Raw genomic sequence first — 23450 nt, forward strand, 5'->3', positions numbered from 1 at the left:
ACTGTCCTATCAGAGAGGGCCGACAACCTTCCCTGAACACGCGAAAGCCCGCCGGACGGCGCATACCGTCCGGCGGGCCCGCGGTGGCGGGGATCAGGCGGCGGGCAGCACCGACCCCTGGTACTTGTCCTGGATGAACTTCTTGACCTCGGCGCCCTGCAGCAGTTCGACGAGCTTGCGCACCTGCGGGTCGTTCTCCTGGCCGGTCTTGGTGACCACGCCGTTGGCGTAGGGGTTGCCGTCGGCCTTCTCCAGCACGAGGGCGTCCTTGGCCGGGGTCAGCCCGCCCTCCAGGGCGAAGTTGCCGTTGATGACCGCCGCGTCCACGTCCTGCAGGGAGCGGGGCAACTGGGCGGCCTCCAGCGGCCGGAACTTCAGGCCCTTGGCGTTGGCCGCCACGTCCTTCTCGGTGGCGTTGGTGCCCGCGCCCTCCTTGAGGGTGATCAGGCCGTTGTCGGCGAGCAGCTTGAGGGCCCGCGCGCCGTTGGTGGCGTCGTTGGGGATCGCCACGGTCGCGCCCTGCGGCAGCTCGGCCAGCGTCTTGACCTTCTTGGAGTAGGCGCCCAGCGGCTCCAGGTGCACCGGCGCCACGAACGTCAGCTTCAGTCCCTTGGACTGGGCGAAGTCGTCCATGTAGGGCTTGTGCTGGAAGAAGTTGGCGTCCAGTTGGCCGTCGTTCAGCGCCAGGTTCGGCTGGACGTAGTCGGAGAACTCCTTGATCTCCAGCTTGAGGCCTGCCTTGGCGGCGAGGTTGTCCTTGACATAGCCGAGGATCTCGGCGTGCGGGGCGGGGCTGGCGCCCACCGTGAGGACGTCGTCGGAGCCGGTGTCCCCGGAGTCGGACGAGCCGCAGGCGGTCAGCCCGAACAGCAGTCCGGCGGAGGCGATGGCGACGGTCAGTTTGCGCAGCACGAGGAGTGCCTTTCTGTGTGAGGGTTTCCAGGAGGGCAGGGCTCAGCGGTGGGTCAGGCGCCGGGCGACCAGGTCGCCGAGCGTCTGCACCAGTTGCACGAGCCCGACGAGCAGCACGACGGTGGCGACCATGACGCCGGTCTCGAAGCGCTGGTAGCCGTAGCGGACGGCCAGGTCGCCCAGCCCGCCGCCGCCGATCGCGCCGGCCATGGCCGAGTAGCCGACCAGGGCGATCACGGTGATGGTCAGCCCGGCGACCAGCCCGGGACGGGCCTCGCGCAGCAGCACCTTGCCGACGATCTGCCGCCGGGAGGCGCCCATCGCCCGGGCCGCGGCGATCACCCCGGGGTCGACCTCGCGCAGCGAGGTCTCCACCAGGCGGGCGTAGAACGGGACGGCGGCCACGGTCAGCGGGACGATCGCGGCGGTGGTGCCGATGGTGGTGCCGACGATCGCCCGGGTCATCGGCAGGATCGCGACCATCAGGATGATGAACGGCAGTGACCGGCCCACGTTGACCACCGCGCCCAGCACCTTGTTGAGCGGCGGGACGGGCAGCAGCCCGCCGCGTTCGGTCAGCACCAGCAGCACGCCCAGCAGCAGCCCGCCGACCGCGGTCAGCACCGCCGACCACAGGGTCATCTGCAGGGTCTCCAGCGTGGCGTCGCGCAGCAGCGGCGCCAGCTCGTCCCAGGTCATCAGGAGGTCCCTTCCAGTGCGGTGTCCCGGCCGTGCACCTCGACGGTCAGCCCGGCCTCCCGCAGGTGGGCGAGCTGGGCGGCGTTGGCGTCCGGGTCGCCGGGCAGCTCGATGCGCAGCCGCCCGACGCGCAGGTCCCCGACCTGCTCGACGGCGCCGCCGAGGATGTTGACGTCGACGGCGTAGGTGCGCGCCAGGGTGGACACGAACGGCCGGTCGGCGGCCTCGCCCACGAATGTCACGTCCGCCACGGTGGTGCCGGGCCGCACCGCTCCACTCTCGGGCAGCGGGAACAGGCCGGCGGCCAGTTCGGAGCCGGGGCGGGTGAGCAGCTCGGCCAGTGGGCCGGACTCCGTCAGCCGGCCGTCGCGCATGATCGCGGCCGCGTCGCAGATCCGCTTGACCACCTCCATCTCGTGGGTGATCAGCAGGATGGTCAGGCCCAGCTCCCGGTTGAGGCCGCGCAGCAGCTCCAGGATCGAGCCGGTGGTCTGCGGGTCCAGCGCCGAGGTCGCCTCGTCCGACAGCAGCACCCGGGGCCGCCCGGCCAGCGCCCGGGCGATGCCGACGCGCTGCTTCTGCCCGCCGGAGATCTGCGCCGGGTACGCCCCGGCGTGCTCGGCCAGCCCGACCAGCTCCAGCAGCTCGGCCACCCGGCGGGCCCGCTCGCGCCGCGGCACCCCCATGACCTCCAGCGGGAAGGCCACGTTGCCGGCCACCGTCCGGCTGCTCAGCAGCCCGAAGTGCTGGTGGATCATCCCGATCCGCTGCCGGGCGGCGCGCAGCTGCGCTCCCGACAGCGTCGACAGGTCCCGGCCGTCCACCACGACCCGGCCCGAGTCGGGACGTTCCAGCAGGTTGACGCAGCGCAGCAGGGTGCTCTTACCGGCACCGCTGCGTCCCAGCACCCCGAAGATCTCTCCCTCCCGGACGCGCAGGTCGACGCCGTCCACGGCGGTCACGGTGCGCCCGCGGGCCCGATAGGTCTTTCGAAGTTTCTCGATCTGAATCACAGGAAAACATCCCGGCGTCTACGGCCCCATGGCCGGCGGATCGGTCGGGCCGACCTCAGGTCGGCATCAGGTCGCCGTCAAGCTCGGCTTCAGGTTTGGCTTCAGGTCTGCGGTGGGCGCGGCGCAGCGCACCATGGCCGCCTCAGCAGGATCCGGGCGGGTACGGGGCGTGGCTCAGCAGGTGCAGAACGAAGATCATGTGCGGTGCGGTCCCAGGGTCGGCTGGTGCTCGCTTCGGGGGCGCGAGCCGGTGGCGGGGGCCCTCAACAACCGCACATTCGACGACAGCGCGTACACCCCATCGCCTGCGCGTGGCGCGGGCGGCAGTTCGGGCATGGGCGTACGGCGGTCACGCCATGAGTGAACCACAAGAACGCACCTGAAACCAAATCGCACAAAAACTCCTTCGCCCCCATCTCTTTCCCAAAGGACGAATAACGGCGCGACACCTGTGATCCAGCTAACTTTTCGGAACACCTCAGGGAATGGCGCGGGCGCGCCATGTCATCACCGCGACCGCCCGAACGGGCGCGCGGGAGCCGTCAGATCCAGCCGTGGTCGCGGGCGGCCCGTACGGCGGCGTGCCGGTTGTCGGCGCCCAGCTTGGTGACGGCGGCCGACAGGTAATTGCGGACGGTGCCCTCCGACAGGCCCATGCCGCGGGCGATCCGGGAGATCGGGGCGCCGTCGGCGGCGGCCCGCAGGGCGTCCAGCTCGCGGGGGGTCAGCGGGCATTCCTCGGCGGCCAGCGCGTCGGCGGCCAACTGCGGGTCGATGTAGCGGGCGCCGCCGGCCACCTGCCGGATCACCGTGGCCAGCTGTGCTCCGGGGGCGTCCTTGCCGAGGAAGCCCCGCACGCCCGCGGCCATGGCGCGGCGCAGGTTGCCGGGCCGGCCGTGCGCGGTGACGATGATCAGCCGGCAGCCGGGCGCCTCGCGCGACAGCCGTTCGGCGGCGGCCAGGCCGTCCATGCCGGGCATGTCGATGTCGAGCACCGCCACGTCCGGCCGCAGCGTCCGCACCCGCTCCACCGCCTCGTCGCCCCGGCCGACGTCGGCGACGACCTCGATGCCGTCCTCGGTCTCCAGCAGCAGCACCAGGGCCTCCCTGATGAGCAGGTGATCGTCGGCCAGCAGCACCCGGATCATCCCGCCCCCTCGGCCCGCAGCTCCCCGGCGTGTCGAGGCGACTCTACGGGCACCACGGCCCGCACGCCGAACGTGCCATCGCCCCGGTGCCCGGCGGTGAACTCCCCGTCGGCGGCGGCGATCCGCTCGGCCAGCCCGGCCAGCCCGCTGCCCCCGTCGGGGGCGGCGCGGCGGCCCGCCCCGTCGTTGACGATCTCCAGCCGGACGCCGCCGCCCGTGGCGGTCACCTCGATCCGGCACCAGGTGGCCGAGCTGTGCCGCAGCACGTTGGTGACGGCCTCGCGGGCGACCCAGCCGAGCGGCTGGTGGACGTGGGCGGGCAGGTCGGGAAAGCCCTGCGGCGGCCGGCAGCGGATACCGGCGGCGCTCAGCACCGCCGACGCGCCGTCCAACTCGGTGCGCAGCGAGGTGGCGCGGTAGCCGCGGACGACCTCGCGGACGTCCCGGACCGAGTCGCGGGCCATCCGCTGGATCTCGGCGAGCTCCTTGCGCACCCGCTCCTCGTCCCGGTCCAGATACCGTTCGGCGACCTCCGCCCGCAGCGCCACCGCCTGCAGGCTGTGCCCCAGCACGTCGTGCAGGTCGCGGGCGAACCGCTGCCGCTCCTCCCCCACGGCGGCACGGGCCAGCTCGGCCCGGGCCTCCCGCAGTTCCTGGACGACGTGGAAGAGCCAGTAGGAGATGTAGCCCGACAGCGCCGCGAACGGGAACCAGAAGAACTCGTACACCACCGTCGGCGTCGGCAGCCCCAGCAGCAGCCCGTACCCGGTGATGCCCAGCGCGCCGACCGCCGTGACGGGCACCGCCGCGCGCAGCGGCAGCACCAGCGGGATCAGCCCGGCCGGCATCACCAGCGCGGCCGCCCAGACGGGGCCGAGCACGGCGGGCAGCAGGCAGGAGATCGCCGCGATGACCGCCAGGCCCACTCGGTGCCGGGGGTGGGTGCGGCGCATGAGGTTGCCCCACAGCAGCCGTCCGTACAGGGCCAGCATCCCGGTCACGCTCAGCAGGGCGTAGGCGACGCGGCCCGGCTCCTGGCGGGTGAACATCTCGTACCAGAGGGCGGGCACCAGCGTCCCGCCGAGCGCCACCAACGACATCACCACGATCGCGGTGGCGATCACGCGGGTGCGGGGAACGCGCGGCTGCACGATGCCTGCCTTTGCCTGCGACCGGGGGGCGGGAGGCCCAGCGTATGCGAACCCGCCCCCTCACTTCGGTGCGACGTTCGGGACGCTCGTGCACGACCCTCCCCGAGGGATCACGCCCGGCTCATGCTGCCGCGTACCGGCCGACGGCTCAGGCCGGTCGCCAGTCGGTGTTGGCGCCGCACAGCACCAGGCACGGATGCTCGCCGGGCACCTGACCGGCGAGCCAGGCGGCGAAGGGCGCCGCCGCGGCCGGTTCGACGGCGAGCCGCAGCTCCTCCCACAGCCGGTCCCGGGCGGAGGCGATCTGCTCGTCGCCGACCAGGACGGAGCGCACCCGCCGTTCCCGCAGAATGCCGAACGGCAGCTCGCCCACGCGCGAGGCACCCAGGGCCGAGGCGGCGATGGAGTCGGCGGGCGCCTCGACCGGCTCGCCCGCCGCGAAAGCCGCGTGCAGGGCGTTGCACCGCTCCGGTTCCACCGCCACGAGGGTGCGGCCGGGGCCGAGGACCAGGCTCACGCCCGCCGCCAGCCCCGATCCGCCCACCGCCACGGCGACGGTGTCGCATCCGGGGACCTGCTCGACGATCTCCAGCCCGACCGTGCCCTGCCCGGCGATCACGCCGGGGTCGTCGTAGGCGTGCAGGAAGCCCGCGCCCGAGGCGGCGGCCTCGGCGCGGGCCGCCGCCTCGGCCTCGGCGTACCGTTCCCCGTGCCGGATGACCTGCGCGCCGGCGGCGACGATGCGGCGGATCTTCGCCTCCGGGGTGCCGTGCGGCACGTAGATCCGCGCCGGGAGCCCGCGCAGCCGGGCCGCCTCGGCCACGCCGAGGCCGTGGTTGCCGCCCGAGGCGGCCACCACATGCCGCACGTCCCGGTCCGCCGTGAGGACGTTGAGCGCGCCCCGGAACTTGAAGGAGCCCGTCACCTGCAGGTGCTCCAGCTTGAACGCGACGGGCCGGCCGTCGATCCGCGTCGACAGCACCGGGGTGCGGCGCGCGTACGGGGCGATCCGGTCCGCCGCGGCGAGCACGTCGTCCAGAACCGGCCGGATGCCGGTGAGGTGTTCCGTCATGGACGCGAGTCTGGCCGCCCCTAGGCTTAAGCACCATTAACGATTCACGAGAAGCCTTGAGGAATCCTTCATGCCGCTGGGAGTCACCGGGTTGCGCGCTCTGGTAGCGGTGAGCCGGGCGGGATCGATCACCGCCGCGGCCGAGCGCCTGTCGTTCACCCCCTCCGCCCTGTCGCAGCAGTTGTCCAGGCTGGAGCAGGAGGCGGGCTGCCGGCTGCTGGTGCGGACCGCGACCGGGGTACGGCCCACCGAGGCCGGCGCGGTGCTGCTGGAGCACGCCGAGCGGGTCCTGGGCGAGTTGCGGGACGCTGAGGAGGCCGTGCGCGCGGTGGCCGGGGAGCAGCCGCAGCATCTATCGGTCGGCACGTTCGCGACCGCTGGCAAGACGCTGCTGCCCGAGACGCTGGCCGCCTTCCGCCGGGTCAATCCGCAGGTACGGCTGTCGTTGCTGGACCTGGAGCCGCCCCGCGGGTACGACCTGGTGACCTCACGCGACCTGGACCTGCTGGTGACCCACTGCTATCCGGGCATCTCGCTGCCCGTGGCTCCCGGACTGTGCCGAGAGCGCCTGCTGACCGACCCTCTGCTGGTGGTGCTCCCGCCCGAGCACCGGCTCGCCGGCCGTCCCGCCCTCCGGTTCGCCGACCTCGGGCAGGAGGAGTGGATCTCGGGCGGGCCCGGCGTCCACAACCGGGTCTGCCTCGAAGCGGCGGCGGCCCGGGCCGGCATCGAGGTCCGGCCGTCGTACGAGACCCATGACTACGAGGTCACGCTGGCCCTCGTCGCCGCCGGCATCGGTATCGCGCTGGTGCCCCGGACGGCCTTGCAGCACACCGCCTCGCCCGGCTTCGTGGCGCGTCCGCTGAGCGACGTCTGCCTGGCCCGGGACATCTTCGTCGTGCACCGGCGCCGCCCGCCCCGGCTCGCCGCCGACCTGCTGGCGATCCTGCACCGCTTCGCCGGCGAACTCGCCGGGGACTCCACCGACCTCTCACGGCCGATGCCGGAGTCCGGGCGGCCGGACGAGGCGGTCGCGGCCGGGCGAGGATCGTCCTGACCCCGCCTAGTGATCAGGTCAGGCGGCGTACAGCCGGATCGGGGCCCGGCCGGTGGCCAGGCGGCCGTCGTTAAGGACACCGATCCGGTCCGCGCCGCACGCCTCGTCGGGGTCGCGGGTGGTCAGCAGCACCGTCACCCCGCCGGAGGCCAGTTCCCGTAGCGTCGCGCGGATCCGCCGGGCGTCCTCCCTAGGCAGCCCTGCGGTGGGCTCGTCCAGGAACAGCACGTCCGAGCGGCCCACCAGGGCCAGCGCCAGGTCGAGCCGGCGCCTGTCCCCCGCCCCCAGCCGCTCGAACCGCGCCCCGGCCTTTCCCTGGAGGCCGACCCGTTCGAGCGCCTCCTCCCGGGTGAGCGGGTCCAGCGTCCAGCGGCGCCAGGTGTCGACCACCTCGGCGACGGTCAGGCCGGGGAACAGGCCGCCCTCCCGCCACACCGTGCCCATCCGCAGCGTCTCGCCTGGTGCGTACGGATCGACCCCGGCGACCCGTACCGTCCCGGACATGGGGCGGCGGTAACCCGCGACCGTCTCCAGCAGCGTCGTCTTACCGGAGCCGTACCTGCCGAGCAGCGCGTAGACGGTGCCCTGCGCGACGGTGAACGAGGCCCCGCGCACGGCCTCGGCGCCCCCGTGTCCGGCGGTCAGCTCGTGTACCTCGATCACTTGCCTGGTCATGGCATCCATGCTTCCCGCGCCGGGCGGGAACGTGCAGTCACGCGCGTCAGGAAGGCACCGGGACATTCGCTGGCCGAGGCCATGACATATGTCAGGAGGTCATGCCTCCGTCAGAATGTCCGGGGTCAAGTCGCCCGGCCTGGTGCATCCGGCGAGCATGGTGGTCAGCTCCAGTTCGGCCATTAGGCAACGCAGCACGTGCCGTACACCGGCCTCGCCGGCGAGCCCCAGCCCGTAGGCGTAGGGCCGCGCCACCAGCACCGCCCGCGCGCCCAGGGCCAGCGCCTTGACGATGTCGGCCCCGGTACGGATACCGCTGTCGAACAGCACCGTGGTCTGGTCCCCGACGGCCTCCGCCACACCGGGCAGCGCGTCCAGGGAGGCCACCGCCCCGTCCACCTGCCGGCCGCCGTGGTTGGAGACGATGACGCCGTCCATCCCCGCATCCACCGCCCGGCGGGCGTCGTCGGGGTGCTGGATGCCCTTGAGCGCGATGGGCCCGTCCCAATGCTCACGCAGGAACGCCAAGTCGTCCCAGGTAAGCGACGGGTTCCCGAAGTTAGCCACCCAGTGCAGGATCGCCAGGTCGCGGTTGGCGTCGGTGACGGGGCCGCCCACCGCCTTCTGGAAGACCGGATCGGTGAAGTAGTTGGCCACACCTATGCCGCGCAGGAACGGCAGGTAGGCAGCGTCCAGGTCGCGCGGCCGCCACCCCAGCGTGAACGTGTCGAGGGTGACCACCAGCGCCGTGTAGCCGGCGGCCTTGGCGCGTTCGAGGAAGCTGACCGCCAGGTCACGGTCTTTGGGCCAGTACAGCTGGTACCAGCGGGGCGAGCCCGCACCGCTGGCCTCGGCCACCTCCTCCATGCAGAAGGAGGCCGCCGAGCTGAGCACCATGGGGACGCCCAGCCCGGCCGCCGCCCGCGCCACCGCCAGCTCTCCATCCGGGTGCAGGATCGACAGCACGCCGATCGGCGCCACCAGCAGCGGGGCGGGCATCTTCGTGCCGAGCACCTCCACCGAGAAGTCCCGCTGCGACACGTCCCGCAGCATCCGGGGGACGATCCGCCGGCGGTCGAACGCCGCCCGGTTGGCCACCGCCGTCGCCTCGCTGCCGGCCGACCCCGCCACGTACCCGAACGCCTCGGCGGGCAGCCGCCGCCCCGCCAACTCCTCCAGGGCGGTCAGATCGGTGGGCAGCGCGGGCCGCGCGCCGCCGAGCCCCTCCAGGTAGATCTCGTTCTGGAAATCCGCGAGCGAGCCCATCGCCACCTCCACCGGCCGGTATGTCGGGAACGTACCTATGATCCCTGACCGCCCAGGTCACCGAAGCCGGGCCGTCCGGCCAAAACTGTCCGCGGGACCGGCCACAATGTGGGCATGGCACGACGCGGATCCACAGCCCCTCCCCCGCCGGACTTCGAGGAGAACATCGTCGACGTCGACGTCTCCGAGGAGATGCGGGGCAGCTTCCTCGAGTACGCGTACTCGGTGATCTACAGCCGGGCGCTCCCGGACGCCCGGGACGGTCTTAAGCCCGTCCAGCGCCGGATCCTGTACTCGATGAACGAGATGGGACTGCGGCCCGACCGCGGCCACGTCAAGTGCGCCCGGGTCGTCGGCGAGGTGATGGGCAAGCTGCATCCGCACGGCGACAGCGCCATCTACGACGCCATGGTGCGGATGGCGCAGCCGTGGGCGATGCGGATGCCGCTGGTCGACGGGCACGGCAACTTCGGCTCCCTCGGCGGCGACGACATGCCCGCCGCCATGCGATACACCGAGTCCCGGATGTCCCGCGAGGCGATGCTGCTGGTGGGCTCCATCGACGAGGACACCGTCGACTTCCGGCCCAACTACGACGGGCAGGAGAACGAGCCGGAGGTGCTGCCGGCCGCCTTCCCCAACCTGCTGGTCAACGGCGCCTCCGGGATCGCGGTCGGGATGGCCACCAACATGGCCCCGCACAACCTGGGCGAGGTCATCGCCGCCGCCCGGTACCTGCTGGAGCACCCCGAGGCCACCCTTGAGGACCTGATGCAGTTCGTGCCCGGCCCCGACCTGCCCACCGGCGGCCTGATCGTGGGCCTGGACGGCATCCGCGACGCCTACGCCAAGGGCCGCGGCACGTTCCGCACCCGCGCCACCGCCCGCATCGAGAACGTCACCCCCCGCCGCAAGGGCATCGTGGTCACCGAGCTGCCCTACGGCGTCGGTCCCGAGCGCGTCGTCGCCAAGATCAAGGACCTGGTCAACGCCAAGAAGCTGGCGGGCATCTCCGACCTGAAGGACCTCACCGACCGCAGCGTGGGGCTGCGCCTGGTCATCGAGGTCAAGAACGGCTTCAACCCCGAGGGCGTGCTGGCCGAGCTGTACCGGCTCACCCCGATGGAGGAGACGTTCGGCATCAACAACGTGGCGCTGGTCGACGGCCAGCCGCGCACGCTGGGGCTGCGCGACCTGCTGCAGGTGTACGTCGACCACCGCATCGAGGTGGTGCGCCGCCGCAGCGAGTTCCGCCGCCGCAAGCGCCAGGACCGGCTGCACCTGGTGGAGGGCCTGCTGGTCGCGCTGCTCAACATCGACGAGGTCATCCAGGTCATCCGCGACAGCGACGACTCCGCGCAGGCCAAGCAGCGGCTGATGCAGATCTTCGAGCTGTCGGAGATCCAGGCGCAGTACATCCTGGACACTCCGCTGCGCCGGCTGACCCGCTACGACCGGCTGGAGCTGGAGAAGGAGTCCGAGCAGCTGGCCAAGGAGATCGCCCAGCTCACCGCCATCCTGGAGTCCGAGCGCAAGCTGCGCGGCGTGGTCTCCAAGGAGCTCGGCCAGGTGGCCAAGGAGTTCAGCACCCCGCGCCGCACCGTGCTGCTGGAATCCTCCGGCCAGGCGGCCGCCGCCGCGGTCCCGCTGGAGGTCCCCGACGAGCCCTGCCTGGTGCTGATGTCCTCCACTGGCCTGCTGGCCCGCACCACCGGTCCCGAGCCGCTGCCCGCCGAGGGCGCCCGCAGCCCGCACGACGTGCTGACCTCGGTGGTGCGCGCCACCACCCGCGGCGAGATCGGCCTGGTCACCTCGGCCGGGCGGCTGATCAAGGTGGAGGTGCTGGACCTGCCGGCCCTACCGCACTCGGCGAGTCCGCCGTCCCTGGCCGGTGGCGCCCCGCTCAGCGAGTACGCCGACCTGGCCGACGGCGAGACCGTGGTCGGCCTGGCCGGCCTGACCGGCGACGGGCCCGGCCTGGCCCTGGGCACCGAGCAGGGCGTCGTCAAGCGGGTCGCGCACGACAACCCCAACCGCAGCGAGTTCGAGGTGATCACCCTCAAGGAGGGCGACCGCGTGGTGGGCGCCGTCGAACTGCTGTCGGAGGAGGAGGACCTGGTCTTCATCACCAACGACGCCCAGCTGCTGCGCTACTCGGCCGCCAACGTCCGCCCGCAGGGCCGCCCCGCCGGCGGCATGGCGGGCATCAAGCTGTCGGCGGGCGCCCGCGTCATCTGGTTCGGCGCCGTCGACCCCGGCCGCCAGGCCCGGGTCGTCACGATCGCCGGCTCCTCCTCGGCCCTGCCCGGCACCCAGACCGGCGCCATCAAGGTCGCCGACTACGCCGACTTCCCGCCCAAGGGCCGCGCCACCGGCGGCGTCCGCTCCCACCGCTTCCTCAAGGGCGAGGACACCCTCCTGCAGGCATGGGCGGGCCCCGCCCCGCTGCGCGCCGTCTCCTCCACCGGCAAGCCCCTGGAGATCACCGTCGAACTGGGCCGCCGCGACGGCTCCGGCGAGAAGCTCACCATCCCCCTGTCCGCCATCGGCGGCCCCATCGGCCCACTGACGGCTGCCGGCCCACCCTCCGCCCCCACGGAGGACCAGCCCGCCGACTGACCACCACTCCGGGTGCCCCCGCTCATCGGCGGGGGCACCCACCCGCCTCCGACCCAGCCACGGCCTTGAGCAACTAGGACAGCCGGTGCCGCCCAGCCCGGAGCGCAGCGGCGAAGGACCGCAACTCGGCCGCCGTGAAGATCAGGCGGGGGCCGTCCGGATCCTTGGAGTCGCGCACACCGACGGCTTCACCGGCCCGGGCCAGTTCCACACAGTTCTGATCCAAACCCTGGCTGTAGGAACTCTTGCGCCAGACAAGCCGACCAAAACGGGACGAAGGCACCATGCAGCTATTTTAGTTCTCTGATCTTGGCTGCAAAACACTCGGTGCTGTCTGCCGGAGAGAGGGCCATTGCGTTGAGGTGTCGGAAGACGAGGGCGTGCCGGTCAATATCCTCAGGCGTCTCAAGGTACAGCTCGTGTCCTCCCGGGCTCAGGTAGACGACGCTGGGGTCCTCAGGGAACTCCAAGATCACGAATGACCCGGACATGGCGGGGTGCAGGCCGGCTGTGGTCAGCAGTACCTGGACGGTGACGTGTTCCAGGTCTTTGGTGTCAATGAGCCGTTGGAGTTGCTCTCGCTGATCGTCCAGAGAACCGAACGGCCGCGACAGGGCGGCCTCGTCGATCACGGCCCACAGGTGGAGCGGATCGGCGTGCTCCAGGATGCGCTGACGTTCCATGCGCAGCTCCACGCGCCTTGCCACCTCGGCCGGGTCCTGGACGAGTGACGCGCGGACGATCGCTTCTGCGTATGCCGGAGTCTGGAGCAGGCCGGGGATCGCGCTCTGTTCGTAAGTCAGGACGCGGGACGCCTCCTGCTCGAAACCCGTGTAACCGAGGTTCTGGAAGACGTCCTGATAGCCCGTCCACCAGCCGCGCTGGCGGGAGTCTCGGGTGAGCTGGAGCATGGCCTCTCGGCGTTCGGGGTCGGTGACCTCGTAGACCTCCAGCAGGGCCTTGATGTCCTGGATGCTGGGGCGGCGCCAGTCGTTGTTCTCGATGCGGGAGAGCTTGCCCTTGCTCCATTCGAGTTCGCGGGTGACGTGCTCGGCGGTGAAGCCCGCCGCTTCACGGAGAGCGCGCAGTTCGCGGGAGAGTCTGCGGCGGCGGACGGTGGGACGGGGGCGTTGTTCGGTCATCGGGGCTCCGCGATCGATTGATCAAATGGGAGTTGCCGGAAACTAGACGTACAACCTCATTCTGGGGATGTTTCAAGGTTGGGGTTGTGAATTTGAGGGTTCGGCATGACGATGATGCTAACCCTCCGCATCCGGTTCGTGTCGGTGAATCACCGAGATCGGGTGCGGGCCGATGTGCGGGATTCCGCGCCGTCCCGCCGACCCCGAGGAGATCGTCGTGATCGCTGGTCGTCCCCGTGACCTTCCGCTGGGCGGCGCGTGTCTGTGGGCGTTGCCGCTGGACGCGAGCATCGCCGCGCGGGCGCGGCAGTTGGTGGGCGATGTGCTGGGCGCCCTCGCGTTCCCCCGCGAGCAGCTCGACAACGGGCGGCTGGCGGTGAGCGAGCTGGCCACCAACGCCTTCCAGCACGCCCGGCCGCCCGCGCCGCTGCGGCCGTTCGGGCAGGTGGCGCCGGCCGAGCTGTGGATGTGGGCGCGCACCTACCCCCGGCGCGAGCTGGTGGTGACGGTGTTCGACGCCTGCCGGGATCGGGTGCCCGTCGCCAGGGCTGGTGGCGGGCTGGACGAGTACGGCCGGGGGCTGGGCATGGTCGCGGAACTCTGCGCGTCCTGGGGCACCGGCCCGTCCCGGTCGCTGCTGCAGACCCGGCCGATCCCGGGCAAGACGGTATGGTTCACGCTGCCGCTGCCCGACCCTTGGCCCGGCGCCGCCCGGCTGGCCTCGCCCTCCCGAACGGCCGAGTCGCTGCACGCCATGCTGGCCCGGCGGGGCGTGCACGGAGTCATCACCCGGCACGCCAAGGGCGTGTCCCTGGTGTCGGCGCCGTGCGGGATCAACGTCACGATGGAGCCGGCGGCCATGCGTTACATGGGTACGGAGGGCACCTACGTCCGGCGGCCCCTCACAGACCTGAACGACCTCGCCGAGCACATCGTGCGCCGCAACGAAACACCGACGATCCGGCCCTGAGAAACCCGGCCGTCGTCCCGGGCGTCAACTGCTGCCCCTCCGGGCGGTATCCCGGCAAATTCACCGCGCCAGGCACGACCTGTCATGCAGGGGAGAGAAAAGTACAGGCGCAGCGGGACCGGTTCGCCCACACGCGACGTACGGCGGCCGGCCACTGGAGCCAGGGGCGCAGCCCGTGGCGGTGCGCCGTTGGCCGGTCGTGCTCCGGCCCCGGCGAGGCGGGAGGCCGTCACACGCTCCGTCACATGGTCGCGTTGTCCGATGGTTCCAGCCGCCGCGGACGGCGGCGTCCCGAAGGAGGATTTCGTGACCAGTGCACCGGTCGACTTCGAGTCGATCAAGAAGACGCAGCGGGCGGGCTGGGAGACCGGCGACTATCCGCGGGTCGGCAACACGCTCCAGATCATCGCCGAGCTGCTGGTGGAGGCGGCCGACGTACGGGCCGGGCAGCGGGTGCTGGACGTGGCCTGCGGGCAGGGCAACGCGGCGCTGGCGGCGGCCCGGCGGTTCGCCGAGGCCACCGGCGCCGACTACGCCGTCAACCTGCTGGAGCAGGGCCGAGAGCGGGCGGCGGTCGAGCACCTGCCGGTCACCTTCGTCGAGGGCGACGCCGAGCAGTTGCCGTTCCCGGACGGGTCCTTCGACCTGACGGTGAGCACGGTGGGCGTGATGTTCGCCCCCGACCACCAGCGGGCCGCCGACGAGCTGGTCCGGGTGACGGCCCCGGGAGGCAGGATCGCCCTGGCGAGCTGGACGCCGACCGGCATGATCGGCCACCTGTTCAAGACGGTGGGCCGCTGGGCGCCGCCCCCGGCCGGGGTGCGCCCGCCGGTGCTGTGGGGCACCCCCGAGCACCTGTCCGCGCTCTTCGGGGAGCGGGTGGAGTGGATCGCGCTCAACAAGCGGGAATACGTGTTCCGCTACCACTCGCCCCAGCACTTCTCAGAGTGGTTCCGCCGGTTCTACGGGCCCATCACCAGGCTGTCCGGCACTCTGTCCGAAGAAGACCTGGAGCGGTTCTCCGAGGACCTCGCCGAGGTCGCCCGGCAGTTCAACCGCACCGATGACGGCACGGTCGCCGGCGCGGCGGAGTACCTGGAGGCGGTCGGCGTCAGGCGCGGATGACCGCGGCGTGACCCGGCCGCTCCGGTGGAGGACAGTGGGCTCATGGTGACGATCCGGCTGCTGGGGCCGCCGGCCATCGAGCGGACCGGCCGCCCGGCCCGTCCGCCGAGGGGCCGCAAGGCGTGGGCGCTGCTGTGCTATCTGCTGCTGACCGAGCGTCCGCCCAGCCGCAGGCGCCTGGCCGAGATGCTGTTCGGCGACGCCGACGACCCGCTGGGAGCGCTGCGCTGGACGCTCGCCGAGCTGCGCAGGGCGCTCGGCGTGCCCGGCGTGCTCGGCGGGGACCCCGTCGTCACGGCGCTGGACGGCGAAGTCATCATCGACGTCCACCTGCTCACCGACGAGTCCGGCGACCCGGCCGGGCTGCTGGACCTCGACGGCGAGTTGCTCGAAGGCGTGCACCTGGCCGCGCTCCCGGAGTTCGAGTCGTGGCTGCTGGTGGAGCGGCATCGCGTCTCGGCCGCGCTCGAGGCGCGGTTGCACGAGACGGCGGTCGCCCTGCTGGCGGCCGGCCGCGCGGACGAGGCCGTCGCGTACGCCTCGCGCGCCGTCGCCGTCAACCCGCTCGAAGAGCGCAACCACGAGGTGCTGGTACGCAGCCTGGCGGTGACGGGCGACCGGACCGCGGCGCTGCGGCAGGTGGCGGTATGCGAGGACATCCTGCGGCGGGAGCTGGCGATCGACGCCTCCCCGGCGCTGCGGGAAGCGTCCGAGGTGGACGCGCCGGCCCCGATGGCCCCGCCGCTGGGCGGCCGGGCGGCGGCCGTCAGCCAGTTGGAGGCCGGCCGTGCCGCCATCGCCGCCGGCGCGGTCGACGCCGGCCTGCAGTGCCTGCGCCGGGCCGTGACCGAGGCGGCCCGCTGCCGGGACGACGCGTTGCGGGGCCGTGCGCTGGCCGCCCTGGGCGGTGCGCTCGTGCACGCGGTGCGAGGCCGGGACGAAGAAGGCTCCGTGCTACTCCACCAGGCGATAGCGCTCGCGGTCCGGGCGGGCGACCGCGCCACCGCGGTGACGGCCCACCGGCAGCTGGGGTTCGTGGAGGTGCAGGCGGGCCGGCGCCGGACCGCCGACGCCTGGCTGGCCAAGGCCCGGGCGTTGGCCGACGGCGACCAGGAGATCGCCGCGATCCTCGGGGTCCGCGGCATGAACGCCTCCGACCTGGCCGACTATCCGGCGGCCCTGGCCCATCTGGAGGAGTCGGTCGAGCGGGCCGCCCGCTGCGCCGACCACCGGCAGCAGGCGTGGTCGCTGTCGATCCTGGCCCGCGCGCATCTGTTGCGCGCCGAGCACAGCCAGGCCGCCGTGGCGCTGGCGCGCTCCCTGGAAATGGTGCGCGAACAGCGGTGGATGGCGTTCCTGCCTCTGCCGCAGGTCCTACAGGCCGAGCTCGACCTGAACGGCGGGGACGTCCGCACGGCGGCCGACGGGTTCGAGCAGGCCTGGACGCTGGCCTGCCAGCTCGGCGATCCGTGCTGGGAGGGCATGGCCGCGCGGGGCCTCGGCCTGGTCCATGCCGCCCGGGGCGACTCGGGCACGGCCATGGACTGGTTCACCCAGGCGGTGTCCCGTTGCACCAAGGTGTCCGACCGTTACCAGTGGGTGCACGGATACGTGCTGGACGCGATGATCGCCACCGCCCTGGACCGCGACGGGCGGGACCGGGCCGGGCCGCTGGTGGCGGCCCTGGCGCTGCTGGCCGCGCGCTGTGAGATGCGCGAGTTCGTGGTGCGCGCCCACCTGTACCGACACCGCCTGGGCGATCGGACGGCACTGGCGTCCGCCCGGCTGCTCGGCGCCGACATCGACAATCCCGCTTTGACCCGGTTGCTCGGCAACCGCACGACAGGACGGACGAAATGACCTCTGCCGACCGCACACAAAACGACCTCGGAAGGGATGCGTGGAAGCCGGTCGATGAGGGGTGGGGCCGCCGAGCGGCCCGCTCCGCGGCCCTGCGCGCGCCGACACTCGTGGTCGGCCATCTCGCCCGCAAGCCCCTGTCCCCCGAGGAGTCCCCGCGATGAGCACCATCGGCTTCCTAGGCGTTCCAGAGCACACGCCCGAGGCCCAGCGGCTGTTCGACGACGACGTCGACGAGCTCGGCTTCGTCATGAACATCTCCCGGTTGTGGGCTTACCGCCCCGAGTTCCTGGCCGGGCTGTTCGACCTCATGCAGGGGCTCGGCCGGATGCACGGGCTGACCCTGCGCCAGCGCGGCGTTCTCGTCGCCGCGTGCGCGTCGGCCTTCGGCGACTCGTACTGTTCGCTGGCGTGGGGGTGCAAGCTGGCCGAGGCGGCCGATCCGCAGACGGCCGCCGGGGTGCTCCGCGGCGACGATGGGGGCCTGACCCCCGGTGAGCGGGCGCTGGCCGCATGGGCCCGCAAGGTCGCCCGCGACCCCGGCCGCACCTGTGCGGCGGACGTGCAGGCGCTGCGCGACGCCGGCTGGGACGACGCCCAGATCTTCGCGATCACGGCGTTCGTCGCGCTGCGCGTCGCGTTCTCGACCGTCAACACCGCACTCGGCGCGCGTCCCGACGCCGCCTTCCGGACCATCGCGCCCGGGGCCGTCCTCGACGCCGTCACCTTCGGCCGCCCCGTCGAGGAGCCGCCCGCCGAGGAGCCGCCCGCTCAGTGACCGCCGCCCGGGTGCTCCCGCCCGCCTCTTGGGGCCGCCTGCTCAAGGCCGGCGACGCATTCGGCGGCGGGCGGCGCGCTGGTCTAGCCTCGCGCCATGTTCGAAGAAGAGTCCGTGAAGCCAGAGCCGGTGGGCGCGCAGGAGCGGTTGGCGTTGCTGGACAGGCTGCTGACGCTGCCGTTCCGCGAGGACGAGCCGCTCGATGACGATCACTCCGCCGGGCCGGACCACCATCTGTACGCGCTGCTGGCCAGCCAGGACTTCTGGGAGGACCGGAGCGAGGAGGTCGTCGAGGCGGCGCAGGAGGAGATCGACGCCGCCCACCGGGCGCTCGCCGAGGCGATGACGGCACGCTGGGGCAAGCCCGAGACCGTCGATCTGTGGCCCTATCTGGAGCGGGCGCTGGACGAGACCGCGCCGGTGCCCGAGCCGATCGGCACACTGTGCGGACTGTCCGGCGAGATGCAGGTGTGGCGGCGGCCGGAGACCGGACGCTGGGTCGCGCTGGCGGTCGGGCAGGCCGACCCGGAGTTCCCGATCGAACTGCTGGCGGCGGTCGGCGAGATCCCCGCACTCGACGCGGCCATGTCCGCCGTCCGGGCAGCGGACGAGGGCATCCCCGGCTGAGGGCCGTCCGCTTCCCACCGGGCGCGGAGGGAGAACCGGACGGCCGAACGGACATACCGGAGATCACGCCACCCCCGGCCACAACGTCCGCGAGACGCCTGGCCCGCCGACCGCCGGGCCGTGTGCGGGAGATCACCCACATCCGGCCAGGGGCGGGCTACAGCGGCCTGACCTGCATGTTGGTGCGGTGTCGGTCCGAGGGCTCCGGGAGGGAGTCTGCGAGGATGGCCGTATGGCCATCGCTTCGTTCATGGTCCCGATCGGAACGCCGGCGCCCGACTTCACGCTTCCGGCGATCGATGGTGGGACGGTCTCGCTGGGCGACCTGTCCGGGTCCCCCGCGCTGCTGGTGATGTTCCTGTCCAACCACTGCCCGTACGTACGGCGCGTGGAGTCCGCGCTGGGCTCGGTCATCGCCGAGTACCAGGACAAGGGGCTGGCCGCCGTCGCCGTCTGCAGCAACGACGTCGTCAACTACCCCGACGACGGCCCGAAGTTCCTGCGGGAGCAGGCCGAGCGGGCCGGGTTCACCTTCCCCTATCTGGTGGACGAGTCCCAGGAGGTGGCCAGGGCTTACCGGGCGGCCTGCACTCCCGACTTCTTCCTGTACGACCGGGAGCGCCGACTGGCCTACCGGGGCGAGTTCGACGGCGCCCGCCCGAGGAACGACGTACCCTCCGACGGCGGCAGCCTGCGCGCGGCCGTCGACCGGGTGCTGGCGGGCGAGCCCGTCCCCGAGCCGCACACGCCCAGCCTCGGCTGCGGCATCAAGTGGAAGCCGGGCAACGAGCCGTCCTGACCACCTCCACCGCGGAGCGCGCCCGGTACCGGTCACCTGACCGGAATGATCTGACGGGCGGGCGGCCTCTCCTCGGCCCAGGTCACTGACGGACCGCCCCGAGGGCCTGCGGGGCGTCCGCCGACCGTGGACGGTCCGTGGCGGGACCGCCCGGCCCCGTCAGGAATGCACGACGCCGGCCACCGCCTTCGGCCGGTATCGGCCAGCCGTCCGGCGAAGTCACGGATCCCGTTCCGGAACGGGCCGCCGAACGTAAGATCATCGGCACGGCTCTGAGGCGAGTCCGCACACGAGAGGACGGCTGTGACAGGCGAGCAGGCACCGTCGGGCGTCGACGTCACCACCCCGAACGTGGCACGCATCTACGACTACTTCCTGGGCGGCAAGGACAACTACGCCGCGGACCGGGCGGCGGCCGAACAGATCATGCAGACGGTGCCCGAGGCCCCGCTGGCGGCGCGGGCCAACCGGGCCTTCCTGACCAGGGCGGTGCGGTTCCTGGCGGCCGAGGCCGGCATCCGGCAGTTCGTCGACATCGGCGCCGGGCTGCCGACCCAGGGCAACGTGCACGAGGTGGCGCGGCGCGCGATCCCCGACGCCCGGGTCGCCTATGTCGACAACGATCCGGTGGTGCTGGCCCACGGGCGGGCGCTGCTGGCGGGCGACGACCTGGTCACGGTCGTGCAGGGCGACCTGCGGCGGCCGGAGGAGATCCTCGGCGAGCCCGCGCTGCGCGAGCTGATCGACCTGGACCGGCCGGTGGCGGTGCTGCTGGTGGCGGTGCTGCACTTCATCGCCGACGCGGAGGACCCGTACGCGATGGTCGAGCGGCTGCTGGACGGCCTGCCGTCCGGCAGCCATTTGGTGATCTCCCACGGCTACCAGGGCGGGATGGACCAGGACGCCTCCACGCGGGCCGAGGGCGTCTACCGCCGTTCGACCTCGGCGATCCACTCCCGCGATCCCGGGCAGGTCCGCCGCTTCTTCGGGGACTGGACGGTCCTCGACCCCGGGGTGGTGTGGATCACCCAGTGGCGTCCCGAGTCCACGGACGAGATCACCGACCCGTCCACCACCCACTTCCTCGGAGCCATGGGCCACAAAGCGTGACCGCTCCCGCAGAGCGGCGAGGTCTCGGCACGGCATAACGACGACCGCGGGAACGGCCACCATCGGCAGTTCTCGCGGGTCAGGGATACGCGGCGTACATCGGGGAACGCCCGGTCGGCTGCAGGCCGCTCCCGTGCAGGTCAGGGATATGCGGGACGGGGCTGGGGCGGACGGGGCGCCAGGGCGACGCCGCGTTCGGCCGCCTCGGCGAGGGACTCCAGCAGTTCGGCCGGGTCGGCCGGGCCAAGGTCGTGGTGCCAGTCCCCGACGATGCGCTCGCCCTCGCCGCCCGGGTCGAAGCGGCCGCCCGAGAAGCAGCCCGCGACCGCCAGCCGCACCAGGACCTGCGCGTGCTCATCGAGGGTGGTCACGTAGTCGGCCGCGTCGATCAGCGCGATCGCGGTGCGGGCGTTGTGCCCGTGGTCGTCCTTCTCGACCCGGTCGATCCGCGATCGGGCCTGCGCGCGCAGATAGTCCGCGATCAGCTGTGTCCTCGGCACGCCGCGTCCCTCCCCGACCGGGCCTCTCCCCGGTATTCGAACGGTCATCGACCGATCACATTGTGTCCGCGGCATCCATGCGTACCTGCGACTTGGGCGTCTCCGGACTCCTGGATGCCCCATCGTTTAACAAGGACCTTCCGGCCCCTGACGCGCCGAAGCGAGTGTTCGCCCCCATCGCGCCGGGGCCGTACCCGGCGGGCGATGTCCGGTCCGGTCAGTGGGCGGCGGGCGTGAAGACGACCGGCAGGAAGAACGGCCCGCGCCTCCGGCCCGGCGACCAAAGGGTCACAGCACGCACAGTGCCCGCGATCGGACACACCGTCGCTCCGGGAGAAGTAGGACGAACGACAGAACACGCCATCCCGCACCAGACCGAAAGGCGACGTGAACCGGCACCGGTTCGGCGATTCCGACGCCCCCGCCCGACACCGATTCGCACGTATCGGAAGCAGCCCCGCATCCGCTCATGGGCGCACACGACTTGTTCAATCCGATAGACCTCGGCGCCCGGACACATCACCCAGTGGTTCAGGGAGCGACCCGCCACCCGCCGGACCACCGACCGGGGCGCCCCACCGGATGCCAGGGACGCTCACCCCCAGCGCCCAGCACAGCACACCCTGGGGCCGGCCTGCCCAGTGACGCGTTCGCGTGGGTGATCGACGTTGCGCAGGTGGTGCCGACGCGAGTCCCGCCGTTTCCGGACACTCCCGGAACCCGCCCGGCCGGTGGGCGGCGGGGCGGGCACGGTGAGCGCGGTCAGGTGTCGATGCGTTCGGCGTCGAGCTCGGCGGCGCCGGCGGTGATGAACTCCCGGCGGGGGGCCACCTCGCTGCCCATCAGCAGGTCGAAGATCTTGGCGGCCTCTTCGGCGTCCTCGACCCGGATGCGGCGCAGCATGCGGTGCCGGGGGTCCATGGTGGTCTCGGCCAACTGGTCGGCGTCCATCTCGCCGAGGCCCTTGTAGCGCTGGACCGGCTCCTTCCAGCGGATGCCGCGGCGTTCGAACTCCACCAGCTTCTTGCGCAGCTCGGCGTCGGTGTAGCAGTAGACGTACTTGTCCTGCCCCCGCTTGGGGTTGGTGAGCTGGATGCGGTGCAGCGGCGGCACCGCGGCGAACACCCGGCCGGCCTCCAGCATGGGACGCATGTACCGGTAGATCAGCGTCAGCAGCAGGCAGCGGATGTGCGCGCCGTCCACGTCCGCGTCGGCCATCAGAATGATGCGGCCGTAGCGGGCGGAGTCCAGGTCGAAGGTGCGGCCGGAGCCGGCGCCGACGACCTGGATGATGGCCGCGCACTCGGCGTTCTTGAGCATGTCGGCGACGGACGCCTTCTGCACGTTGAGGATCTTGCCGCGGATCGGCAGCAGCGCCTGGAACTCCGAGTCACGAGCCAGCTTGGCGGTGCCCAACGCCGAGTCGCCCTCCACGATGAACAGCTCGCTGCGGTCGTCGGTGGTGCGGCAGTCGACCAGCTTGGCCGGCAGCGCGGAGTTCTCCAGGGCGTTCTTGCGGCGCTGGTTGTCGCGCTGGGTGCGGGCCGCGATCCGGGCCTTGGCGGCGGCGACGATCTTCTCCAGCACGGTGCGCATCTGCTGCCTGGCGCCCCGCTTGGGATTGTCGAACGCCTCCCGCAGCCCCTGGGTGACGACCTGGGAGACGATCCGGGTGGCCGCCGAGGTGCCCAGGACCTCCTTGGTCTGCCCCTCGAACTGCGGCTCGGGGAGGCGGACCGTCACCACGGCGGTCAGCCCCTCCAGGATGTCGTCCTTGGTGACCGGGTCGTCGCCGTTCTTGAGCAGCTTGGTGGCGCGCAACTGGTCGTTGATGGTGCGGACCAGGGCGCGGTCGAAGCCGGTCACGTGGGTGCCGTGCTTGGGCGTGGCGATCACGTTGACGAACGACTTGCAGACGGTGTCGTAGCCGGTGCCCCAGCGCAGCGCGACGTCGACCTCCAGATCGCGCTCCACGTCGGTGGGGGTCAGATGGCCCTGCTCGTCGAGCACCGGAATGGTCTCGGTGAAGTGGCCGCGGCCCTGGAAGCGCAGCAGGTCGCAGATCGGCTCGTCCGTGGCCAGGTAGGAGCAGAACTCGCCGATGCCGCCGTCGAACCGGAACGTCTCGGCGACGGGCTGCTCGCCCCGCTCGTCGCGGACGGAGATCTCCAACCCGGGGACCAGGAACGCGGTCTGCCGCATCCGGTCCATCACCAGGGCGGTGTCCACGCTGGCGTCCTTGAGGAAGATCTGCAGGTCTGGCCAGAAGCGGACGCGGGTGCCGGTGGCCTTGCGGGGGACCTTGGCGATCTGCCGCATCCCGGACTTCTTCTTGAAGCGGCGCTCGGGGCCGGGGGCGGCGAACTCGCCGGGCAGGCCCCGCTTGAAGCTCATCGCGTGGGTGTGGCCGTCACGGTCGACCTCAACGTCCAGCCGCGCCGACAGCGCGTTGACCACCGACGCGCCGACGCCGTGCAGGCCGCCGGAGGCGGTGTAGGAGACCCCGCCGAACTTGCCCCCCGCGTGCAGCCGGGTCATCACCAGCTCCACGCCCGGCAGCCCGGTCTTGGGCTCGATGTCCACCGGGATGCCGCGGCCGTTGTCGCCGACCTCGTAGGAGCCGTCGGCGTGCAGGACCACCGAGATGCGGGTGCAGTAGCCCGCCAGCGCCTCGTCCACCGAGTTGTCGACGATCTCCCACAGGCAGTGGATCAGGCCCCGGCTGTCGGTGGACCCGATGTACATGCCCGGCCGCTTGCGCACGGCCTCCAGCCCCTCCAGGACCGACAGGTGGCGGGCGGAGTAGGCGTGGGGATCGTCGCGGACGGGCGCTTCGGTGCTCTCAGTGGTCAGGGCGGTCAACGTGCTTGCGCTCCTCGGGGGTAGGGCATCGGGGAGAAGGCTACCCCCGCCCGCCGACATTTCAC

Annotated in this window: 21 protein-coding genes; 9 read left to right on the top strand and 12 right to left on the bottom strand. The window is 72.1% G+C overall.

Annotation, left to right across the window (positions count from 1 at the left end; all coding sequences use genetic code 11):
* Positions 1–93: 93 nt before the first annotated feature.
* The 6 genes from C4U03_RS09670 to C4U03_RS09695 form a co-directional block, all read right to left on the bottom strand.
* Positions 94–912 carry a MetQ/NlpA family ABC transporter substrate-binding protein gene (locus C4U03_RS09670; RefSeq protein WP_103937333.1) on the bottom strand — a complete coding sequence of 273 codons (819 nt, stop codon included), beginning with the start codon at positions 910–912 and terminating at the stop codon, positions 94–96.
* A gap of 42 nt (positions 913–954) precedes the next feature.
* Positions 955–1611 carry a methionine ABC transporter permease gene (locus C4U03_RS09675; protein WP_103937334.1) on the bottom strand — a complete coding sequence of 219 codons (657 nt, stop codon included), beginning with the start codon at positions 1609–1611 and terminating at the stop codon, positions 955–957.
* Positions 1611–2624 (bottom strand): methionine ABC transporter ATP-binding protein, encoded by a 1014-nt coding sequence (locus tag C4U03_RS09680; RefSeq protein WP_103937335.1) that lies wholly within the window; start codon positions 2622–2624, stop codon positions 1611–1613. The genes C4U03_RS09675 and C4U03_RS09680 overlap by 1 nt, the downstream gene beginning before the upstream one ends.
* A 542-nt stretch (positions 2625–3166) precedes the next feature.
* Complete coding sequence (locus C4U03_RS09685; protein ID WP_103937336.1) at positions 3167–3772, bottom strand: response regulator transcription factor; 606 nt, start codon at positions 3770–3772, stop codon at positions 3167–3169.
* Positions 3769–4923: a sensor histidine kinase gene (locus tag C4U03_RS09690; RefSeq protein WP_103937337.1), complete on the bottom strand. Its 1155-nt coding sequence runs from the start codon at positions 4921–4923 to the stop codon at positions 3769–3771. The genes C4U03_RS09685 and C4U03_RS09690 overlap by 4 nt, the downstream gene beginning before the upstream one ends.
* A gap of 148 nt (positions 4924–5071) precedes the next feature.
* The gene (locus C4U03_RS09695; protein ID WP_103937338.1) at positions 5072–5995 is read right to left on the bottom strand and encodes a threonine/serine dehydratase; all 924 of its coding nucleotides are present in this window, start codon (positions 5993–5995) and stop codon (positions 5072–5074) included.
* 70 nt (positions 5996–6065) lie between these two features.
* Between C4U03_RS09695 and C4U03_RS09700 the strand changes: the two genes are divergently transcribed.
* The gene (locus tag C4U03_RS09700; protein WP_103937339.1) at positions 6066–7052 is read left to right on the top strand and encodes a LysR family transcriptional regulator; all 987 of its coding nucleotides are present in this window, start codon (positions 6066–6068) and stop codon (positions 7050–7052) included.
* Between the two features lie 18 nt (positions 7053–7070).
* On the opposite strand, the gene C4U03_RS09705 is transcribed toward C4U03_RS09700, so the two are convergent.
* Together C4U03_RS09705 and C4U03_RS09710 are read right to left on the bottom strand one after the other, a co-directional pair.
* A complete protein-coding gene (locus C4U03_RS09705; protein ID WP_103937340.1) occupies positions 7071–7727 on the bottom strand; it encodes an ATP-binding cassette domain-containing protein in 657 nt (218 codons plus the stop codon).
* A 99-nt stretch (positions 7728–7826) separates the two neighbouring features.
* Positions 7827–8993 carry a lactate 2-monooxygenase gene (locus C4U03_RS09710; protein ID WP_103937469.1) on the bottom strand — a complete coding sequence of 389 codons (1167 nt, stop codon included), beginning with the start codon at positions 8991–8993 and terminating at the stop codon, positions 7827–7829.
* 114 nt (positions 8994–9107) lie between these two features.
* On the opposite strand from C4U03_RS09710, the gene C4U03_RS09715 reads away from it, so the two are divergent.
* On the top strand, positions 9108–11612 hold the full coding sequence (locus C4U03_RS09715) for a DNA gyrase/topoisomerase IV subunit A (RefSeq protein ID WP_103937341.1): 2505 nt from the start codon (positions 9108–9110) through the stop codon (positions 11610–11612).
* Positions 11613–11685: 73 nt separating this feature from the next.
* Here C4U03_RS09715 and C4U03_RS09720 read toward each other — a convergent pair whose 3' ends face one another.
* Positions 11686–11898: a DUF397 domain-containing protein gene (locus C4U03_RS09720; protein ID WP_103937342.1), complete on the bottom strand. Its 213-nt coding sequence runs from the start codon at positions 11896–11898 to the stop codon at positions 11686–11688.
* A gap of 4 nt (positions 11899–11902) precedes the next feature.
* The gene (locus C4U03_RS09725; protein ID WP_103937343.1) at positions 11903–12754 is read right to left on the bottom strand and encodes a helix-turn-helix domain-containing protein; all 852 of its coding nucleotides are present in this window, start codon (positions 12752–12754) and stop codon (positions 11903–11905) included.
* A gap of 172 nt (positions 12755–12926) precedes the next feature.
* Here C4U03_RS09725 and C4U03_RS09730 point away from each other — a divergent pair, with 172 nt between their 5' ends.
* From C4U03_RS09730 to C4U03_RS09760, 7 genes are all read left to right on the top strand, one after another.
* Positions 12927–13724, top strand: a complete 798-nt coding sequence (locus C4U03_RS09730; protein WP_103937344.1) for an ATP-binding protein — start codon at positions 12927–12929, stop codon at positions 13722–13724.
* A 306-nt stretch (positions 13725–14030) separates the two neighbouring features.
* On the top strand, positions 14031–14849 hold the full coding sequence (locus tag C4U03_RS09735) for a class I SAM-dependent methyltransferase (RefSeq protein WP_235017736.1): 819 nt from the start codon (positions 14031–14033) through the stop codon (positions 14847–14849).
* Between the two features lie 42 nt (positions 14850–14891).
* Entirely contained in the window at positions 14892–16709 is a 1818-nt protein-coding gene (locus C4U03_RS09740; RefSeq protein ID WP_103937346.1) for an AfsR/SARP family transcriptional regulator, read from the top strand.
* Positions 16710–16869: 160 nt separating this feature from the next.
* Positions 16870–17487 (top strand): carboxymuconolactone decarboxylase family protein, encoded by a 618-nt coding sequence (locus C4U03_RS09745; RefSeq protein WP_103937347.1) that lies wholly within the window; start codon positions 16870–16872, stop codon positions 17485–17487.
* 114 nt (positions 17488–17601) lie between these two features.
* Complete coding sequence (locus C4U03_RS09750; RefSeq protein ID WP_200827162.1) at positions 17602–18114, top strand: hypothetical protein; 513 nt, start codon at positions 17602–17604, stop codon at positions 18112–18114.
* A gap of 232 nt (positions 18115–18346) precedes the next feature.
* On the top strand, positions 18347–18913 hold the full coding sequence (locus tag C4U03_RS09755) for a thioredoxin family protein (RefSeq protein WP_103937349.1): 567 nt from the start codon (positions 18347–18349) through the stop codon (positions 18911–18913).
* Between the two features lie 303 nt (positions 18914–19216).
* Positions 19217–20023 (top strand): SAM-dependent methyltransferase, encoded by an 807-nt coding sequence (locus tag C4U03_RS09760; RefSeq protein WP_103937350.1) that lies wholly within the window; start codon positions 19217–19219, stop codon positions 20021–20023.
* Between the two features lie 140 nt (positions 20024–20163).
* Here the strand turns inward: C4U03_RS09760 and C4U03_RS09765 are convergent, their stop codons facing one another.
* Positions 20164–20523: a hypothetical protein gene (locus C4U03_RS09765; protein WP_103937351.1), complete on the bottom strand. Its 360-nt coding sequence runs from the start codon at positions 20521–20523 to the stop codon at positions 20164–20166.
* Positions 20524–21285: 762 nt separating this feature from the next.
* Positions 21286–23385 (bottom strand): DNA gyrase/topoisomerase IV subunit B, encoded by a 2100-nt coding sequence (locus C4U03_RS09770; RefSeq protein WP_407701419.1) that lies wholly within the window; start codon positions 23383–23385, stop codon positions 21286–21288.
* Positions 23386–23450 lie beyond the last annotated feature (65 nt).

This window comes from Thermomonospora echinospora (genome assembly GCF_900108175.1).
GTDB lineage: Bacteria > Actinomycetota > Actinomycetes > Streptosporangiales > Streptosporangiaceae > Thermomonospora > Thermomonospora echinospora.

What these genes read in the sequence shown, in the direction of transcription:
- C4U03_RS09715 (WP_103937341.1), top strand. Translation starts at nt 9,108, where the DNA reads ATGGCACGACGCGGATCCACAGCCCCTCCCCCGCCGGACTTCGAGGAG.
- C4U03_RS09755 (WP_103937349.1), top strand. Translation starts at nt 18,347, where the DNA reads ATGGCCATCGCTTCGTTCATGGTCCCGATCGGAACGCCGGCGCCCGAC.
- C4U03_RS09710 (WP_103937469.1), bottom strand. Translation starts at nt 8,993, where the DNA reads ATGGGCTCGCTCGCGGATTTCCAGAACGAGATCTACCTGGAGGGGCTC.
- C4U03_RS09700 (WP_103937339.1), top strand. Translation starts at nt 6,066, where the DNA reads ATGCCGCTGGGAGTCACCGGGTTGCGCGCTCTGGTAGCGGTGAGCCGG.
- C4U03_RS09695 (WP_103937338.1), bottom strand. Translation starts at nt 5,995, where the DNA reads ATGACGGAACACCTCACCGGCATCCGGCCGGTTCTGGACGACGTGCTC.
- C4U03_RS09685 (WP_103937336.1), bottom strand. Translation starts at nt 3,772, where the DNA reads ATGATCCGGGTGCTGCTGGCCGACGATCACCTGCTCATCAGGGAGGCC.
- C4U03_RS09705 (WP_103937340.1), bottom strand. Translation starts at nt 7,727, where the DNA reads ATGACCAGGCAAGTGATCGAGGTACACGAGCTGACCGCCGGACACGGG.
- C4U03_RS09720 (WP_103937342.1), bottom strand. Translation starts at nt 11,898, where the DNA reads ATGGTGCCTTCGTCCCGTTTTGGTCGGCTTGTCTGGCGCAAGAGTTCC.
- C4U03_RS09745 (WP_103937347.1), top strand. Translation starts at nt 16,870, where the DNA reads ATGAGCACCATCGGCTTCCTAGGCGTTCCAGAGCACACGCCCGAGGCC.
- C4U03_RS09730 (WP_103937344.1), top strand. Translation starts at nt 12,927, where the DNA reads ATGTGCGGGATTCCGCGCCGTCCCGCCGACCCCGAGGAGATCGTCGTG.
- C4U03_RS09740 (WP_103937346.1), top strand. Translation starts at nt 14,892, where the DNA reads ATGGTGACGATCCGGCTGCTGGGGCCGCCGGCCATCGAGCGGACCGGC.
- C4U03_RS09675 (WP_103937334.1), bottom strand. Translation starts at nt 1,611, where the DNA reads ATGACCTGGGACGAGCTGGCGCCGCTGCTGCGCGACGCCACGCTGGAG.
- C4U03_RS09725 (WP_103937343.1), bottom strand. Translation starts at nt 12,754, where the DNA reads ATGACCGAACAACGCCCCCGTCCCACCGTCCGCCGCCGCAGACTCTCC.